This is a genomic window from Bacillus siamensis KCTC 13613 (genome assembly GCF_000262045.1).
GTDB lineage: Bacteria > Bacillota > Bacilli > Bacillales > Bacillaceae > Bacillus > Bacillus siamensis.
The window spans coordinates 255,987-273,513 of record NZ_AJVF01000040.1 but is presented as its reverse complement, the minus strand read 5'-3'; the positions used below and the strand labels follow the sequence as shown (position 1 = coordinate 273,513).

The 17,527-nt window shown below is 48.2% G+C and carries 20 protein-coding genes and 1 tRNA gene; 17 read left to right on the top strand and 4 right to left on the bottom strand.

Features of this window, described 5'->3' with window-relative positions; all coding sequences use genetic code 11:
* The first annotated feature begins 1 nt into the window (after position 1).
* Genes opp4C through Y79_RS0115125 form a run of 3 tightly spaced genes read left to right on the top strand, consistent with a single transcriptional unit; the run spans position 2 to position 2,848 of the window.
* Positions 2–907 carry an oligopeptide ABC transporter permease gene (gene opp4C / locus Y79_RS0115135; protein WP_016938453.1) on the top strand — a complete coding sequence of 302 codons (906 nt, stop codon included), beginning with the start codon at positions 2–4 and terminating at the stop codon, positions 905–907.
* Positions 904–1,890 (top strand): ABC transporter ATP-binding protein, encoded by a 987-nt coding sequence (locus tag Y79_RS0115130; RefSeq protein WP_016938452.1) that lies wholly within the window; start codon positions 904–906, stop codon positions 1,888–1,890. The genes opp4C and Y79_RS0115130 overlap by 4 nt, the downstream gene beginning before the upstream one ends.
* The gene (locus tag Y79_RS0115125) at positions 1,883–2,848 is read left to right on the top strand and encodes an ABC transporter ATP-binding protein (protein ID WP_016938451.1); all 966 of its coding nucleotides are present in this window, start codon (positions 1,883–1,885) and stop codon (positions 2,846–2,848) included. Before Y79_RS0115130 ends, Y79_RS0115125 begins: the two co-directional genes overlap by 8 nt.
* Positions 2,849–2,919: 71 nt before the next feature.
* On the opposite strand, the gene katA is transcribed toward Y79_RS0115125, so the two are convergent.
* On the bottom strand, positions 2,920–4,365 hold the full coding sequence (gene katA / locus Y79_RS0115120) for a catalase KatA (RefSeq protein WP_016938450.1): 1,446 nt from the start codon (positions 4,363–4,365) through the stop codon (positions 2,920–2,922).
* Between the two features lie 255 nt (positions 4,366–4,620).
* On the opposite strand from katA, the gene Y79_RS0115115 reads away from it, so the two are divergent.
* The 7 genes from Y79_RS0115115 to rpsN all read left to right on the top strand — a co-directional run bounded on the left by Y79_RS0115115 (position 4,621) and on the right by rpsN (position 10,557).
* Complete coding sequence (locus Y79_RS0115115) at positions 4,621–5,550, top strand: amidohydrolase family protein (RefSeq protein WP_016938449.1); 930 nt, start codon at positions 4,621–4,623, stop codon at positions 5,548–5,550.
* A gap of 224 nt (positions 5,551–5,774) precedes the next feature.
* Positions 5,775–6,542 carry an ABC transporter ATP-binding protein gene (locus Y79_RS0115110; protein WP_016938448.1) on the top strand — a complete coding sequence of 256 codons (768 nt, stop codon included), beginning with the start codon at positions 5,775–5,777 and terminating at the stop codon, positions 6,540–6,542.
* Between the two features lie 15 nt (positions 6,543–6,557).
* Positions 6,558–7,547 carry an aliphatic sulfonate ABC transporter substrate-binding protein gene (locus Y79_RS0115105; RefSeq protein WP_016938447.1) on the top strand — a complete coding sequence of 330 codons (990 nt, stop codon included), beginning with the start codon at positions 6,558–6,560 and terminating at the stop codon, positions 7,545–7,547.
* The gene (locus Y79_RS0115100; protein ID WP_155816754.1) at positions 7,544–8,380 is read left to right on the top strand and encodes an ABC transporter permease; all 837 of its coding nucleotides are present in this window, start codon (positions 7,544–7,546) and stop codon (positions 8,378–8,380) included. The genes Y79_RS0115105 and Y79_RS0115100 overlap by 4 nt, the downstream gene beginning before the upstream one ends.
* Positions 8,381–8,405: 25 nt before the next feature.
* Positions 8,406–9,542 carry an FMNH2-dependent alkanesulfonate monooxygenase gene (gene ssuD, locus Y79_RS0115095; RefSeq protein WP_016938445.1) on the top strand — a complete coding sequence of 379 codons (1,137 nt, stop codon included), beginning with the start codon at positions 8,406–8,408 and terminating at the stop codon, positions 9,540–9,542.
* Between the two features lie 49 nt (positions 9,543–9,591).
* Positions 9,592–10,191 carry a hypothetical protein gene (locus Y79_RS1000000121760; protein ID WP_016938444.1) on the top strand — a complete coding sequence of 200 codons (600 nt, stop codon included), beginning with the start codon at positions 9,592–9,594 and terminating at the stop codon, positions 10,189–10,191.
* Positions 10,192–10,287: 96 nt separating this feature from the next.
* Entirely contained in the window at positions 10,288–10,557 is a 270-nt protein-coding gene (gene rpsN, locus Y79_RS0115085) for a 30S ribosomal protein S14 (RefSeq protein WP_014417259.1), read from the top strand.
* 20 nt (positions 10,558–10,577) lie between these two features.
* Here rpsN and Y79_RS0115080 read toward each other — a convergent pair whose 3' ends face one another.
* Both Y79_RS0115080 and Y79_RS0115075 read right to left on the bottom strand, forming a co-directional pair.
* Positions 10,578–11,045: a hypothetical protein gene (locus Y79_RS0115080; RefSeq protein WP_016938443.1), complete on the bottom strand. Its 468-nt coding sequence runs from the start codon at positions 11,043–11,045 to the stop codon at positions 10,578–10,580.
* Complete coding sequence (locus Y79_RS0115075; RefSeq protein ID WP_032864857.1) at positions 11,042–11,263, bottom strand: helix-turn-helix transcriptional regulator; 222 nt, start codon at positions 11,261–11,263, stop codon at positions 11,042–11,044. Before Y79_RS0115075 ends, Y79_RS0115080 begins: the two co-directional genes overlap by 4 nt.
* Before the next feature lie 190 nt (positions 11,264–11,453).
* On the opposite strand from Y79_RS0115075, the gene Y79_RS0115070 reads away from it, so the two are divergent.
* A tRNA-Gly gene (locus Y79_RS0115070) sits at positions 11,454–11,527 on the top strand.
* Between the two features lie 90 nt (positions 11,528–11,617).
* Here Y79_RS0115070 and Y79_RS0115065 read toward each other — a convergent pair.
* Complete coding sequence (locus Y79_RS0115065) at positions 11,618–12,241, bottom strand: hypothetical protein (RefSeq protein ID WP_016938441.1); 624 nt, start codon at positions 12,239–12,241, stop codon at positions 11,618–11,620.
* 84 nt (positions 12,242–12,325) lie between these two features.
* On the opposite strand from Y79_RS0115065, the gene queG reads away from it, so the two are divergent.
* From queG to Y79_RS0115035, 6 genes are all read left to right on the top strand, one after another.
* Positions 12,326–13,486 carry a tRNA epoxyqueuosine(34) reductase QueG gene (queG, locus tag Y79_RS0115060; RefSeq protein WP_016938440.1) on the top strand — a complete coding sequence of 387 codons (1,161 nt, stop codon included), beginning with the start codon at positions 12,326–12,328 and terminating at the stop codon, positions 13,484–13,486.
* A gap of 76 nt (positions 13,487–13,562) precedes the next feature.
* Positions 13,563–14,474 (top strand): amidase domain-containing protein, encoded by a 912-nt coding sequence (locus tag Y79_RS0115055; protein ID WP_029575340.1) that lies wholly within the window; start codon positions 13,563–13,565, stop codon positions 14,472–14,474.
* 36 nt (positions 14,475–14,510) lie between these two features.
* Positions 14,511–14,993, top strand: coding sequence for a tRNA (uridine(34)/cytosine(34)/5-carboxymethylaminomethyluridine(34)-2'-O)-methyltransferase TrmL (trmL, locus tag Y79_RS0115050; RefSeq protein ID WP_095241028.1), 483 nt, complete (start codon positions 14,511–14,513; stop codon positions 14,991–14,993).
* A 128-nt stretch (positions 14,994–15,121) separates the two neighbouring features.
* On the top strand, positions 15,122–15,754 hold the full coding sequence (locus tag Y79_RS0115045; RefSeq protein WP_029575339.1) for a YhbD family protein: 633 nt from the start codon (positions 15,122–15,124) through the stop codon (positions 15,752–15,754).
* On the top strand, positions 15,745–16,458 hold the full coding sequence (locus Y79_RS0115040; protein WP_016938437.1) for a polymer-forming cytoskeletal protein: 714 nt from the start codon (positions 15,745–15,747) through the stop codon (positions 16,456–16,458). The genes Y79_RS0115045 and Y79_RS0115040 overlap by 10 nt, the downstream gene beginning before the upstream one ends.
* Positions 16,459–16,469: 11 nt before the next feature.
* Entirely contained in the window at positions 16,470–17,180 is a 711-nt protein-coding gene (locus tag Y79_RS0115035; RefSeq protein ID WP_016938436.1) for a hypothetical protein, read from the top strand.
* The last annotated feature ends 347 nt before the right edge of the window (positions 17,181–17,527 follow it).

The window sequence follows — 17,527 nt, the reverse complement described above, 5'->3', positions numbered from 1 at the left end:
GGTGAAAAAACAAAAAGGGGCGCCGCCTTCTCTTTGGAAGCAGACGTACCGCCGCCTGCTGCATCATAAGCTGACGGTCATCAGTCTTCTATTCTTATGTTTTATGTTTGTATTGTGTTTTATCGGGCCGTCTTTTTCTCCGTACATAACGGATCGGACGGATATTTCAAATGCCAATCAGCATCCGGGGGTTCATCATTGGCTTGGCACCGACCAGTACGGGAGAGATGTGCTGACGAGGCTGATGCTGGCGGGGCAGATTTCTCTGACTGTGGGGCTTGCTTCGATGGTGCTGTCACTTGTCATCGGTTCACTGCTTGGGGCTGCGGCGGGATTTTATCGGGGCGCCGCTGATATGATCATTATGCGCATCGCTGATATGCTCATGTCTATCCCGGGTCTGCCGCTGCTTTTGATTTTGGCTGCGGTGATGTCGGAGTGGAAAGTGCCTTCTGAATACAGGATGTACCTGATTATGATGATGTTAAGCCTGATCGGATGGCCCGGTTTGGCGCGGCTTGTACGCGGACAGATTTTGTCGCTGAAGGAGCAGCCGTTTATGATGGCTGCGGAAGTTTTGGGGCTCAGTGATAAACGGAAAATCCTCTATCATTTGCTTCCCAATACATTGCCGTTACTCATGGTAGCGGCGACTTTGCATGTGGCGGGGGCGATGCTGAGTGAATCGGCGCTGAGTTTTCTCGGACTCGGGGTTGCTCCGCCGACTCCTTCTTGGGGAAACATGATGGAAGCGGCGAATCATTATATGGATTTCACACTCCGCCCGTGGCTGTGGATACCGCCGGGTACGGCCATTTTTCTGACCGTTGTGGCGATTCATCTGCTTGGAGACGGTTTAAGAGACGCTTTTGATCCTAAGGTAAAACGGCAGGTGAAAGTGAAATGAAAAAACCGCTTTTAGAAGTGAGGCACTTGGAAACGGTTTTTTATACGGAGGAAGGTGCGGTAAAGGCCGTGGACGATGTCAGCTTTACAATTCATGAGGAGGAAACGGTTTGCATTGTAGGGGAATCCGGCTGCGGGAAAAGCATGGCGTCATTGTCCATTATGCAGCTCATTCCCGAGGCGGGAAGAATCGAACGGGGAGCGGTGCATTTTTCAGGAAGGAACCTGTTGAAACTGAAACAAAAAGAAATGCAGAAAATCCGCGGCTGCGAAATCGGGATGATTTTTCAGGAGCCGATGACCTCTTTGAATCCGGTGTTTACAATCGGTGAGCAGCTGACGGAACCGATTCGCGAGCATTTATTGCTGAGTAAGAAAGAGGCATGGAGGAAGGCGGTTGAACTTCTCACGTTAGTGGAGATCCCCCATGCCGGGCAGATGATGCACCGATATCCCCATGAGCTGAGCGGCGGCATGCTGCAGCGCGTTATGACGGCTGTCGCGCTCAGCTGCGATCCGAAACTGATCATTGCCGATGAGCCGACGACGGCACTTGACGTAACGATTCAGGCGCAGATATTGGATTTATTGCGGGATGTGAAAAAGCAGTTTCACACGTCTATTTTATTCATTACCCATGACCTTGGCGTGGTTGCCGAAATGGCTGATTATGTGATTGTCATGTATGCGGGAAAAATTGTGGAGGAAGGACCGGTTGCAGAGCTGTTTTCCGATCCGAAGCATCCGTATACGAAAGGGCTGCTCGCGGCAAAACCGGTTATCGGTCAAAGGAGAGAGACGCTGTATACCATCCCGGGGCAGGTTCCCGCGCTTGCAGATCTGTCCGGATCGTCTTGTTATTTTGCGGAGCGGTGTGAACACAGCACGGAGATATGCCGGAGATCGAGCCCGCATTTTACTGAATTCGGGAAAGGGCATCAGGCGGCGTGCTGGCTTTACGGAGAGGAGAAAGCAGATGAGTGATGTGTTGCTGGAGGTCAAAGGGCTGAAAAAATATTATGAGGGGCAGGGGGGGATGAGAAAGGCCCGCAACAATCCCGTAAAAGCGGTGGATGGCGTCAGTTTTACGATAGGAAAGGGAGAAGTGTTCGGTTTAGCGGGTGAATCGGGCAGCGGCAAGTCATCAATCGGAAAAACCATTTTAAGACTTCATGAAAAAACAGAGGGAGAGGTATTTTTTCAGGGGCGAGATGTGTTCCGGATGAACCGGCGTGAGCTGAAAACATTCAGATCGGAAGCGCAGCTCATCTTTCAAGATCCGTTCAGCTCTTTAAATCCCAGACGACGGATCGGAGAAGCCATCGGTGAAGCGATGATCGAGCACCAATTGGCGGTGAAGCGGAATGCGCGTGATAAAGCGGCGGAGGTCCTTGAAGCCTGCGGTCTTTCCGCAAACTTTATCGACCGTTATCCGCATGAATTTTCCGGAGGGCAGCGGCAGCGGATCGTGATTGCAAGAGCGATGGCGCTTAAGCCGCAATTTATCATTATGGATGAACCCGTGGCGGCATTGGATGTCTCCATTCAGGCGCAGATGATCAATTTGTTCAGCAGCCTTCAGCAACGGCACGGGCTGTCATATTTGTTCATTTCTCATGATTTAAGCGTGGTGGAGCACTTATGTACAAAGGTCGCGATTATGTATTTAGGGACGATTGTCGAATACGCGTCAAAGGAGGAGCTTTTTTCACGGCCGCTTCATCCTTATACAAAAGCGCTGTTATCAGCCGTGCCTGTTCCTGATCCCCGAGCGAAAAGGGAGCGGGTGATGTTAAAGGGTGATATTCCAAGTCCCTCTGATCCGCCCTCAGGCTGTAAATTCCGAACGAGATGTCCGGCAGCCGAGAAGATATGTGCTGAGAAAAGTCCGCCGCTGTCGGAGAAGGGGCCTCAGCATTTTGCAGCATGCCATTTTGTATAATTGAGAAAAAGAAAGCTTTATTGATAATACACAGGAAAAACCTGCCGGACAGACCGGCAGGTTTTTTGATGTTATTTTGGTAACGGCAGTCCGAGTCCTTCGGCAACGCGTCTGCCGTATTCAGGGTCAGCTTTGTAGAAGTGGCCGATCTGGCGCAGCTTAATTTCTTCTTTTTCCACAGGTTTCATCGCACCGACGATATTGGCGACAAGGCGTGCGCGCTCTTCTTCGCTCATCAGGCGGTACAGATCGCCGGCTTGTGTGTAATGATCATGATGATTATAGCTTACACTGTCAGCGAAACCTGATACAGGATATGCCGCCTGTTTATCTTCAGGTGACTCTTTCGGGCCTCCGAAGCTGTTAGGCTCGTAATAGACAGAGCGGCCGCCGTTATCATCAAAACGCATTTGTCCGTCACGCTGATAGTTTTTCACTTCATTGCGGGAACGGTTGATCGGCAGCGCCTGATGGTTCGCGCCGACACGGTAGCGATGGGCGTCATGGTATGCGAACAACCGGCCTTGAAGCATTTTGTCAGGTGAGACGTCGACGCCAGGGACTAATGTTCCGGGAGAGAACGTCGCCTGTTCTACTTCCGCAAAGTAATTTTCCGGATTGCGGTCCAGAACCATGCGGCCGACTTCAATAAGCGGATAGTCTTTTTGAGACCATACTTTTGTGACGTCAAACGGATCAAAGCGGTATGTGTTTGCGTCTTCTAACGGCATGATTTGAACATATAATTTCCATGCGGGGAAATCGCCGTTTTCAATCGCGTTGAATAAATCTTCCGTATGGTAATCAGGATTTTCGCCCGCGAGTTTTGCGGCTGTATTGACATCAAGGTTTTTTACGCCTTGTTCTGTTTTAAAGTGATATTTAATCCAGACACCTTCGCCTTTATCATTTGTCCATTTAAATGTATGGCTTCCGAATCCGTGCATATGGCGAAGGGTTGCCGGAATGCCCCGGTCTGACATCAGAATGGTTACCTGGTGCAGTGATTCCGGTGAAAGAGACCAGAAATCCCAAACGGCCGTCGGGTTTTTCAGATGTGTTCTCGGATCTCTTTTTTGTGTATGGATAAAGTCAGGGAACTTAATGGCATCGCGGATGAAAAACACGGGTGTATTGTTTCCGACGATGTCGTAGTTTCCGTCTTCTGTATAAAACTTAACGGCAAATCCGCGCGGGTCGCGCACTGTGTCACTAGAGCCCAGTTCGCCTGCAACGGTTGAGAAACGGACAAAGAGCGGTGTGCGTTTACCGACTTCTGACAGAAATGCGGCTTTCGTATATTTTGTAACGTCATTTGTGACTTCAAAATAACCGTGTGCGCCCGCGCCTTTTGCGTGAACGACACGCTCGGGAACGCGTTCTCTGTTAAAGTGCGCCAATTTCTCAAGCAGATGGACGTCTTGTATTAAAGCAGGGCCGCGATCGCCGGCCGTCATTGAGTTTTGGTTATCTCCGACAGGAGCGCCCCAGCTGGTTGTCAATTTATTTGAACTCATGTGATCACCTCTTTAGATTTATAAAAACATAATATCACCTATCAGTAAAAAGTCAATATTATTTTATAATGATTATAAAATAATTATTTTTATTATCGGAAAGAAAAGTTGGGTTTGAAAGCTTACTTGACTGACGGGAATAATGGGTTTAAGATGAGAAAAAATAGAAACCGCTGACTTGAACACAAGAGGCTCTTATTCTTCATGGGATAAGGGCCTTTTTTCATTGTCGGCGGTAAGGGAGGCGGCGATTGTATGCTTTTCCGGCAGCATTTTAAACCTGTTGATATTCACGGTCATCTGCCGTACAGCCTTTATTTCGGCAAACATGATAAGACATTTTCCGATTATAATCGGGAGCGGTCAGAAAGAATGAATCTGACTTGGGATTTTCCTGATCCGCATGAGGGTGATGACGGGGAAATCCCTTTGATGACAAAATGGGAGAATGAGTTAGATAAATACGGCATCGGCGTACTGAATTTTTTAACAGCGGAGAGCAATGACCGGATGGCGGCTTTTATTCAAGCCAATCCTGCGAAGTTTACCGGATTTGCATATCATCCTTTGGAGCGGGAGGATGCGTATGAAGAGCTGAAAAGAGCCGTAGAAGAGCTCGGTCTGAAAGGGTATAAACTATTCGGGCCGCTGACAGACATCGAGTTTCATGATCCGTCGCTGAAAAAGCTTTGGACGTATTTAGCTGACAAAAGGCTCCCTGTATTAATCCACTTCGGGCTTTTAGGGAGAGCGGGAGGCATTGTCAGCCACCGCAACATCAATCCGCTCTCCATCTATCGCGTGGCGAGAGAGTATGCTGATATACCATTCATCATCCCGCATTTCGGCGCCGGATATTATCAGGAACTGCTGCAGCTGTGCTGGAGCTGCCCGAATGTGTATATTGACACGTCCGGATCAAACCAGTGGATGAGGTGGATGCCGTACCCGCTTGATTTGGAAATTCTGTTTCGGAAGACATCCGAATTAATCGGTGCTGAACGAATCATCTTTGGGACGGATTCAAACGGATTTCCGAGAGGATACGTATACCGATATCTTCAGGAGCAAGTCCGGACCTGCCGGGAAATCAACATGCGGGAAGAAGACATAGAGAAGATTTTCGGAAACAATGCGCGGACATTGCTGAAAATCGACCAGCCGCAAAAGGAAATAAATACGTGATACAGCTGATGCGCTCTTTGGCAGGTTTATGCCGGCGGGCGCATTTTTAATTCTTACAAAAAACAGTTGACAAGTTGGAATAATTTGAATTAACATGATATTCAAATTTAAAAACAAACGGGCAGCTGATCGGACCGCCGAAGGCTCTCATCTCTACAAGCAACGGAGATGGGGGCCTTTTTGTTTTTCGATCGCATGCGGCAGGAAGAGAGGGGAAAAGACAGATGGCTGTAACCATCAGCATACAAGAAAAAGCGTTTGAGCATGAAGGACGGAAAACACCGGTGCTGAATGATATTGAACTGTCAATTGCATCAGGAGAATTTTTGACTGTCATCGGGCCGAGCGGCTGCGGAAAAAGCACGCTTTTAAAATTGATTGCCGGGCTTGATACCGATTATAAAGGCTCTGTCGAAATAAACGGCCGCAATGTGTCGGGACCGGGCATCCGGCAGGGATTTATCTTTCAGGAGCACCGGCTGTTTCCCTGGCTGACGGTGAAACAAAACATCGCTGCCGATCTCAATATAAACGACCCGGCCGTTCGTCAAAAAGTGGAAGATCTGATTGAGGTTGTCAGGCTGCAGGGAGCGGAAGACGCTTATCCGCGCGAATTATCTGGCGGCATGTCGCAGCGGGTCGCCATCGCCAGAGCCCTGTTGCGTGAGCCCGAGGTGCTGCTTTTGGATGAACCGTTCGGAGCGCTTGACGCTTTTACGAGAAAACACTTGCAGGATGTGCTGCTTGATATATGGCGCGAGAAAAAAACGACGATGATTCTGGTTACGCATGATATTGACGAATCTGTCTATTTAGGCGATAAGCTGGCAATTCTCAGGGCAAAGCCCGGCCGGCTGCACAGTCTGGTGCCGATTCAGCTTCCGCATCCGCGCAATCGGACGTCAGCTGATTTTCAGGCCGTCCGGCAGAAGGTGCTTGCTGAATTTGAGAAAACGGAAGATCTCCGGTTTGCGGATGGATCAGGGATATAGAAAGGACGAAGCAAAGTGAAAAAAACCATCATTCTTTTAGTCGCAGCAGTCATGATGTTAGCCGGATGCAGTGCCGACGGAGCAGGCGGGAGCGGGAAAACGGTGAAAGAAATCCGGATCGGCATCCAGCAGAGTTTAAGCCCGCTTCTCATTGCCAAGGAAAAAGGCTGGTTTGAAGAAGCCTTCAAAAAAGACGGAATAAAGGTAAAATGGGTCGAATTCCAAAGCGGTCCCCCGCAATTCGAAGGTCTTGCCGCCGATAAGCTTGATTTTTCCCAGGTCGGCAATTCACCGGTCATTTCCGGCCAGGCGGCAGGAATTGATTTTAAAGAGATCGGGCTGTCCCAAGACGGGTTAAAAGCAAACGGCATTCTCGTAAACAAGGACAGCGGAATTAAGAGTCTGAAAGAGTTGAAAGGGAAAAAAATCGCCGTAGCCAAAGGCAGCAGCGGCTTTGATTTTCTTTATAAAGCTTTGGATAAAGCCGGCCTTTCCGCCGATGACGTCACCATCATTCAGCTTCAGCCTGATGAGGCGGTTTCCGCTTTTGAAAACAAATCAGTTGATGCATGGTCGATTTGGGAGCCGTATTTGTCGATTGAAACGCTGCAGCACGGGGCGGAAATATTAGCGAACGGAGAGAGCACGGATTTATATTCTCCGGGTTTTACGTTAGTCAGGACCGGATTTTCCAAGGAGCACCCGGATGAGGTTGTCCGTTTTCTGAAAGTGTTCAATAAAGCAGTCACATGGCAAAAGGAACACAAAGAGGAAGCTGTCTCTTTATATGCGAAAATCAAAAATCTTGATCCCTCAGTCGTCAGAAACGTGCTCAACAATACAGAGCCTCTTAATCAACCGATTAATGATGATATTGTCAAAGCCCAGCAGAAAACCGCTGATTTTCAATATCAAACAAAAGCGATTCATAAGAAAATCAATGTAAAAGACGTTGTCGACAATTCATTTATCAAAAAGGCGCTTGAAACGGAGGGCGGCAAATAATGAAAGCAGAAGCATCAACGGCTCCCGGCACATTGAGCCAATCAGAAAAGAAAGCTGCGGCAAAGTCCCGACGGTATTCATACCAATGGATGAAAGGGGTTGTACTCCCGGCTGCGGTTATCGCGGTATGGCAGTTTATCGCAAGTCTGGGCATCGTCTCGGCAACGGTGCTCCCGTCACCTGTCGTCATTTTACAGACTTTTCAGGAACTTCTTCTGTCAGGCGAGCTTTGGGGCCATTTAGAGATCAGCTTATATCGGGCGGCCGCCGGATTTCTGCTGGGTGCGGGCCTCGGGCTTGTTTTCGGGCTGCTGGTCGGGTTCTCAAAACGGACGGAAGCGTATCTCGATCCGTCTCTGCAAATGCTCAGGACGGTTCCGCACTTAGCGGTGACCCCGCTGTTTATTTTGTGGTTCGGATTTGATGAGACATCAAAAATTCTGCTGATCGCATTGGGGGCTTTTTTCCCTGTATACATTAATACGTTTCTCGGAATCCGCAGCGTGGACGCAAAGCTGTTTGATGTCGCCCGGGTGCTGGAATTTAACTGGTATCAGCAGATGGCGAAATTGATTCTTCCGGCGTCTCTGCCGAATATCCTGCTCGGCATCCGGCTCTCTCTCGGTATTGCGTGGCTCGGCCTTGTGGTGGCGGAACTGATGGGATCGAGCGCGGGCGTCGGCTATATGATTATGGATGCGAGACAATTTTCACAGACAAATAAGGTGTTTGTCGGCATTATCATTTTTGCGGCTGTCGGCAAGCTGACAGATGCATTGGTCAGAATGCTCGAACGGAAACTATTAAAATGGCGGAACAGTTATGAAGGGTAGCCTATTTAAAAAAGGAGAGATTCATATGGAGATTCTATGGTTTATTCCGACGCACGGAGACGGACGGTATCTAGGGACGCAAACGGGAGGAAGAACCGCCGATCATCTTTATTTTAAGCAAGTGGCACAGGCGGCAGACAGACTCGGGTATACGGGGGTTCTGCTGCCGACGGGGAGATCATGTGAAGACCCATGGCTGACGGCTGCGGCTTTAGTGGGTGAAACGAAAGATTTAAAATTTTTAGTGGCGGTCCGTCCGGGACTGATGCAGCCATCTGTCGCCGCGAGAATGGCATCGACAATGGATCGGCTGTCAGACGGCCGTCTGCTCGTAAATGTCGTAGCGGGCGGAGATCCTTATGAGCTGGCGGGAGACGGGATGTTTATCAGCCACGATGAGCGCTATAAGGCGACTGAAGAATTTTTGACCGTATGGCGCGGACTCATGCGGGGAGAAACGGTGACATATGAAGGGGATCATGTCAAAGTGGAAAACAGCAATTTGCTGTTTCCGCCAAAACAGGCTCCGCATCCGCCATTATATTTCGGCGGTTCATCACAGGCGGGAATTGAGGCTGCGGCGAAACATACAGATGTGTATTTAACATGGGGGGAGCCGCCGGAACAGGTAAAAGAAAAGATTGAAACCGTCAAAAAACAGGCTGCCCAAGAAGGAAGGACAATGCGCTTTGGCATCAGGCTTCACGTGATTGTCCGGGAGACTGAGGAAGAGGCATGGAAAGCGGCAGAACGATTAATCAGCCATTTAGACGAAGAGACGATTGCGAAAGCGCAGGCTGCACTCCGGCGTGCTGATTCTTCAGGACAAAAACGGATGGCCGATCTTCATAACGGCGACCGGACGAAGCTTGAGATCAGCCCGAATCTCTGGGCCGGCATCGGGCTGGTCAGAGGCGGAGCGGGCACGGCGCTTGTCGGTGATCCCCAGACCGTCGCCGATCGAATTTTAGAGTACCGGGCACTCGGCATTGAGTCGTTTATCTTTTCAGGCTACCCGCATCTTGAAGAAGCTTATTATCTGGCTGAACTCGTGTTTCCGCTTTTGCCGTTTCAAAACGAGCGGACGAAAAAGCTTGAGCGCAGACTGGGCGAAGCAATGGGCAACGACCATTTTGCAAGAGGGAACAAAGCGACAGTCTGAATAAACAAATGCCTCTTTTTTCTGATAATGATACAATCATCAAAAAGAGGTGTTTTTTCTGAAGGTATTCAAATGGGCGGCAGCGTGCTGTCTGCTGGCTGGATTAACGGCATGCGGACATTCCAGCGGCATGCAGATAAAAGAAGCTGATTTATCAAAGACAGAGAAATACAGAATGGAAATTGCCTCGTCAGAAAGCGGAGCGGCAGCAGTGACCGGTGTCACAAAAGACTTGGCGGCCGCACAGATGTATATTGAGCATTATCAAAACGGAAAACTGACGGATAAAGCAGGGCCGCTTGAATCAGATTATAGCGGCGATGCAACTAAACCAAAAGAATTGCAATTCATCTTTTACACGGACCGAGAAGACAAAGGGAAGAAGGAAAAAGACAAAGTTCGTTTCGGTATCGTCGATGACGGCGGGAAAGTCTCTGCAGACGCTGTTTTTACCCGAAATCAGGGAGATGACAGAGCATCATCCGTGTTTATCTCCTCTGCCGAGTCAGTGACTTATGGAAAACCAGTTTTGATCGGCGCGAGTGTGAAAGATTCAGGAAAGCATGTCCATATGTCACGAGATAAAAAGATGCTGATCAGCCATTCTGACGTATTACTCTATTATGTAAAGCTGAATAAGCGGGCTTAGCGGGGGCCCGTTTTCTTTATGCCGGAAGCTTGCTTTATAAACATATGGATGATACGATATAAAACGTAATTATTACGATTTAAAAGGAGTGCTGGAATGGCTAAAAAATCAAAAGTGATCAAAGAGCTCAAGCGGCAGAAGCTTGTTGAACAATATGCGGACATCAGAAGAGAATTAAAGGCAAAAGGAGACTGGGAAGCGCTGAGCAAACTGCCGCGTGATTCTGCTCCGGCCAGACTTCATAACCGCTGTACGGTGACGGGACGGCCCCGCGGATATATGAGAAAATTTAAACTGTCCAGAATCGCGTTCAGGGAGCTGGCCCATAAAGGCCGGGTTCCCGGAGTGAAAAAAGCGAGCTGGTAACATAAAAAACTCCGGATCTGTCATGAACCGGAGTTTTTGCCGTGCTTATGGAACGTGAAAACATAAGCCAAATGCTGAATCATCATCAGAATGAAAATCAAAAGAATCGGAAAAAAGGGAAGATGCGGCTGAATCAGCGGATAAAACAAAAGCAGTACGGCTGCGGCCGGCAATGAGAAGTAAACGGCAATATACGAGGAACGGCAGGCTTTAGCCGTCATCATCCGTTCTCTTTCATCCTGTTCCTCAAATTCATCGGGCACAAGCCTGTGCTTTTTGCCGTTCCGTTTTTTCTTTTCAGTATAGATATATAATACGGCACAAACGGTAAACAGCAGAAACGGCGTGATGTTCAGCTCAAATGAACCGCTCCCCTCCGTCTGGAAAAACTGAGCGATACGCGGCACTGCTTCCATAATGGAAATAAGCGTCCAGCAGGCCAATCCGTAGAGTGCAAGGTGAAAACACGCTTTTCTTTTTAAACTCATTTTTTCTCCTCCTCCAGCCAGAATACTTCCTCCAGCCAGAATACTTCCTCCATCGGCAGGGAGAAAGCCCGGCAGATATTAAGCGCCAATAAGAGTGATGGCACATAATCTCCTTTTTCAATCGCCGCAATCGTCTGTCTGGTGGCTCCGGCTTCTTTTCCGAGCGTTTCCTGAGAATAGCCGAATCTGGCTCTCAGCTCTTTTACTTTATTTTTCATCATCAGGCGTACCTCAAGTTTTCTTCTTTTTTATATTGTATGGTATTCTTAACAAAATGTAAACCTAACTTAACATGTGGACAAAAAAAGAATTTTTTTCGACAAATTTTTTAACATTCCCTTGACGAAAAAAAAATATGCATGTAATATTAGAAACATCAAATCGGTGCTGACAAAAAAGCATTTTGATGCGGGTGTAGTTTAGTGGTAAAACCTCAGCCTTCCAAGCTGATGTCGTGAGTTCGATTCTCATCACCCGCTCCATACATACGTTATTAACGCAGTGTTTCGTTTCTCTGATAAACGAAGTATTGCGTTTTTTTATGTGAAAAAAGACACGGAAGGCGTGTCTTTTTATGAAAGCCAAGAGACGGTATGTGTGCCTCCGTGAATTTGTTCAAACATTTTGGTTAAGGATGTTAACAGCTCATCTGCCGCGTCGGCATGAATTGAAGGCGGGAAAAAGATCAGCTGCAGCATGTTCTTTGTGCCGGTTGTTACAGGGCGGGTGTTGATTTGTCCGGTGAGGCCGCCGAAAATGCCGCCAGAGTCGGAGAAAGCCAGTACGTGTTCTTTTTCACCGATTGTGATTGAAATCGGTTCATCCATCTGTGCGGCGTCATACGCCATGATGGGCAATGAATATTTCAAGGAGAAAAAAAGTATGGTATCATGGGCTGAATTCACACTTTCGATGAATCGTTCCCGGGAAATATCGCCGAGCATAAGCTCCATCGGCGTTTTTTGTCCTGAAAAGGCGGGACTGAGCTGTTCCATCATACGTGCCCATTCTTTCACAAAAGGCTGTTCATCTATGCCGCCGTCAGCATAATCAAAGTAAAGCGATTCTTGAAATAAACGGAGGCGGCCTTTCAGCATTTGCGGGGCAGGCCCGACTTCAATCTGTTCATATAATACGGCTGCCGCTTTGATCCCCGGCACCCGTTCAGCAATAAGAGGATCTAAACTGATGTTCAATTGTGTTCACTCCATTTCGGGATGGTAAAACTCTATTATACCCGTGCGGGAGCCTGATCACAAAGAAAGGAGGCTGTGCAAAAAATGAATATTCATAAACTGAAAGAGGAATTAATCGAATACGCCAAAAGCATCGGAGTCGACAAAATCGGGTTTACGACGGCTGATACGTTTGACAGTCTGCGGGACCGGCTGATTCTTCAGGAATCACTCGGCTATTTATCCGGGTTTGAAGAGCCGGATATTGAAAAACGGGTCACTCCGTCTTTGCTTCTGCCGAAAGCCAAATCGATCGTCGCCATCGCCCTTGCCTATCCTTCCAAAATGAAAGATGCGCCGAGGAGCACGAGGGACGGCCGGCGCGGCATTTTTTGCAGAGCTTCCTGGGGGAAGGATTATCATGACGTGCTGCGCGAAAAGCTTGATCTGCTGGAGAATTTTCTCCAAAGCAAACATGAGGATATCCGCACGAAGTCAATGGTGGATACGGGAGAATTGTCCGACAGGGCCGTGGCGGAACGGGCGGGAATCGGTTTCAGCGCCAAAAACTGCATGATCACCACGCCTGAATACGGTTCTTACGTCTATCTGGCTGAGATGATCACCAATCTGCCCTTTGAACCGGATGTGCCGATTGAAGATATGTGCGGTTCGTGCACAAAATGTTTAGACGCGTGCCCGACCGGCGCGCTCGTTAATCCCGGGCAGCTTAATGCCCAGCGCTGTATTTCATTCCTGACCCAGACAAAGGGGTTTTTGCCGGATGAATTCCGTACGAAAATCGGAAACCGCCTGTACGGCTGCGACACGTGCCAGACGGTCTGCCCGATTAATAAGGGGAAAGATTTTCATCTTCACCCGCAGATGGAGCCCGATCCGGAAATCGCCAAGCCGCTGTTAAAGCCGCTTCTGACCATAAGCAACCGGGAATTCAAAGAAAAATTCGGACATGTATCCGGTTCATGGCGCGGCAAGAAGCCGATTCAGCGAAATGCTATTTTAGCATTGGCTCATTTCAAAGATGCTTCTTCTCTTCCCGAATTGACGGCTTTGATGCACCAAGACCCGCGCCCCGTCATCAGGGGGACGGCCGCCTGGGCCATCGGAAAAATCGGTGATCCGGAATATGCGAAGGAATTAGAAAAAGCGCTTCACAAGGAGCAGGATGAGGAAGCCATACAGGAAATAGAAAAGGGGCTGGAGCTGCTTTCGGTTTCTGATAAGACTAAAACCGGCCGGTCCTGACATATGTATAGAGAAAAAGCACTTGGCGTGAGTTCAAGTGTTTTTTCTTTATAAAACAGTATGGTGGGTGGAGCGCTTGAAGTATATTATTGAAGACTTAGCGGAGGCCCGGCTTCATTATTTAGTCAACGGAACCGAGATGAGGCACAATGGGCAGGCCGGCGATCTTGAGGTCCTGACGAGAAAAAAAGAGCTGTTTGAAAAACGGAAAGTTGACATCGTTAAAGCGAAAGCGAAAGCCGTCATTGTCAAAAGCAGTCTTGAGGATGACGGCACGTTATGCGTCATGTACACCATTCATTTCGAATATTTGTGCAAGGAGCAGGACGGGCATCTTTATTTAGAAGAGCAGATTGAGGAACGGAATGCTTTTCTCTATGACCAGCTGCTGATTAAAGATCGGGAAATAAAGAAAAAACCGGCCGGATTTTCTGACGGAAACAGCGTAATCGAATATGAGCGGAGTGAACGGGAAGATTTCGGGCGGGCATTTCAATACGACCGTCTGGCTGCCGTTCAGTACGCGGAAAAGTTTTGGAATAAACGAAATCCTGCTTATAAAAATTTCGGCGACAACTGCACAAATTTTATTTCCCAATGTTTACATGCCGGAAAAGCGCCGATGCGGGGGCATCCGAACAGAGGCTCAGGCTGGTGGATGAAGGAAAGCTCATGGAGCTACAGCTGGACGGTCGCGCATTCCATGAAGATGTATCTAGCCCAATCCAAGGCCGGGCTTCGCGCGGTGCAGGTGTCAAGCGCCGAGGAGCTTATGCCCGGAGATGTGATTTGCTATGATTTTGAAGGTGACGGCCGTTTTAACCATACGACGATCGTGGTCGCAAAAGATAAAAGCAATATGCCGCTCGTCAATGCCCAAACATATGACAGCAGAATGAGATATTGGTCATATGAGGATTCAACGGCATATACTCCTTCCATCAGATATGCGTTTTTTCATATTACGGATGATACGACAAAAGAGTAATTAATGATATAATGGTGGGCGGAATAAAAAACAGAGGTGAACATCGTGGCATTACATGTCGTTTTATATCAACCCGAAATCCCGGCCAATACGGGAAATATCGCACGTACTTGTGCGGCAACAGACACAACGCTTCATTTGATCCGCCCGCTCGGATTCTCAACCGATGATAAAATGCTGAAGCGCGCCGGACTCGATTATTGGGAGTTCGTCAACGTCGTTTATCATGATTCATTGGATGAATTATTTGAGGCATATGCGAACGGAAAGTTTTTCTTCATTACAAAATTCGGGCAAAAGCCGCATACATCGTTTGACTACTCAAATACGGAGGAAGACTTTTTCTTCGTATTCGGCAGAGAAACGAGCGGACTTCCGAAAGAATTGATCGAAAACAATATGGACCGCTGCCTGCGTCTTCCGATGACCGAGCATGTGAGATCATTAAACCTGTCCAACACTGCCGCGATTCTTGTATATGAAGCGCTGCGCCAGCAAAATTACAGAGATTTGACATGAGAAAAAACCGCCCGGATTCGGGCGGTTTTTTTATTGAATGCAGCCGGGGTTCATACAATGTTATATTTATAGGCTTAACAAACGTAACAGTGTTATGTTACAATGTGTTCATCGAAGGAGCTGGATTTATGGAGGAACAACTGATTTCTAAAAAAGAATTGCTTGAAGAAACATCAATCTCATACGGACAGCTGTACCGCTGGAAGCGGAAAAATTTAATTCCTGAGGAATGGTTTATCCGAAAATCAACGTTTACAGGCCAGGAAACATTTTTTCCGAGAGCGGAAATCTTAAAACGCATCTCAAAAATACAGAAAATGAAAGAAAATCTGTCTCTGGATGAAATGAGGGAAATGCTGTCTCCGCAAATGGCAGATGTCGATATATCGTCTGCGGAGCTGCTTCAAAAAGGATTGATTTCAAAGGCCGCGCTGCAAGTTTACGGTGAAGACGGCGTGACATTCACGTCCCGGGCGCTGCTGTCTTTATATGTGCTTGAAAGGCTTTTGCAATCGGGAAATATCAGTCTTGAAGAAGGAAAAATGGCGGCAGAAGTGCTGAAAACGTATGAGGCTTCCGAGCTGAAAGCGAATACAGAGCTCGTCGTGCTCCGAAAACTCGGCGTAACGACGTGCTTCATCGCAGATGCGGAACATATTCTGTTTGAACCGTCTGTCAAAGTGGCTGAACGGGTGGCGCTTGCTGCGGCATCAGAAGAATTAAAAACAAAATGGATGCAGGAGGACCATCAATGGATGTAACAGATAAATTAGTCATTAACGGTTCAGGAAGTTCAAAAGGAGGCCGTTTTCATACGGTGGAGATCAACGGAAGCGGCACGGTGTCAGGTGACGTAGAGTGCACGAGCCTTTTGTTTAACGGCAGCGGTAAAACAGACGGAAATGTCAAAACGCAAACGCTGACGATCAGCGGTTCGGGGAAAATTTCCGGCAGTGCTGAAGCCGAATCCATCCGAATCAACGGAACGGGTGTCATTAAAGGCGATGTCAAAACAGAGCGGCTGAACGTCGCGGGATTTTCATCTTTCGGCGGCGGTGTGAAAGCTGATGATATTTTCATATCCGGGAAAGTTGGGATTGAAGGGGATTGCGAGACAGAAACGTTTCGTTCGGAAGGCAAATGCAAGATCGGCGGCCTGCTGAACGCCGATGACGTCAATATGAAGCTGGCGGCGGGTGAGAGCCGGGTGAAAGAAATCGGCTGCCGTCATTTAAAGGTGATGAGCAGAAAAAGCGTGCTTGCGCGGTTTAAGCTGATGCCGGCTCCGGTGCTGACCGCAGAGCTGATCGAAGGTGACATCATTGAATTGGCGGACACACACGCAAAGACAGTCCGCGGAAATTCTGTGCAGATCGGCGCAGGCTGTATCATTGAGACGGTGGAATACAGCGGAGATTTTACATGTGATCCGTCAGCTTTAGTAAACAAAGCCGTAAAAATATAGGAGGAGCTTCAGTGGAAACAACAAAAAAATTGAGTCATTTAAAAATGTACGGAGCCGGACACGCCGCCGGGGGCTCCTACCAGAATGTAAGCATTAAAGGAGAAGGCATTGTCGGCGAAGGGCTTCAAAGCGAGCGCTGCCGGATATTCGGTACGGGGCGTTTTCTCGGAGATGCCGAGATCAATCGGCTGAAAATTTTCGGGGAACATGAAACTGATGGAGATTTATCGGCACGTTCCGCAAATGTGCTCGGCACGCTGAAAATCGGGGGCTCCATGCGTTTCACCACGCTGAGGCTGAAAGGACTTGCCGACATTTCCGGCGGGGCCGCGGGAGAGCAGTGTCATATTAAAGGAAGTCTCACCGTGGGCGGCGATTGCGAGACAGAGCAGCTTCATGTAACAGGCTGTCTCAATGTGGCGGGATTGTTAAACGCGGGAGACGTCAATATCCATTTGCGTTATGACCGAAGCAACGTGAAGGAAATCGGCGGTACATCGATCACAGTCAGGCGGAAACCCGGTTTTCTGAAACGGAAAGCCGGCATGCTTTCGGCTGAATTGATCGAGGGAGATACGATTTACCTCGAATACACGGAAGCGGACATCGTCAGAGGAAAGCGTGTGGAAATCGGCCCGGGCTGCAAAATCGGAAAAATCGAGTATCAAACAAGCTGCAAAGCCCATGAAAAATCAACTGTCCAAGAACACCTTCAAATATGAAACATTGTTATGTTGTACAGGAAAGGGTGCTCTTCATAAGGAGCACCCTTTTTGCCGTTATTCGTTTTCAGGTTTGCTGTCGTAACCCGCCGTAAAAATGGATACTAAAAAAGTGAGAATGACCCCCAGTAAGATGATCGTTTTCATCATTTCTCCTCCTCTTTGCTTTTCCATTTGATGTCCGAGTCTGGATGAAACTGTATTTCTTTCATTATGAACGGTGCACCAGACCCTTGTCAATGACCGCCCTTGAGCCGCCTTTATTTTTAGAAACGAAAAGCATGTATTATCACGTCACCGCATAGATTGTAACAAAGTACCTTATTTCTAGTGCATTAACCATGATA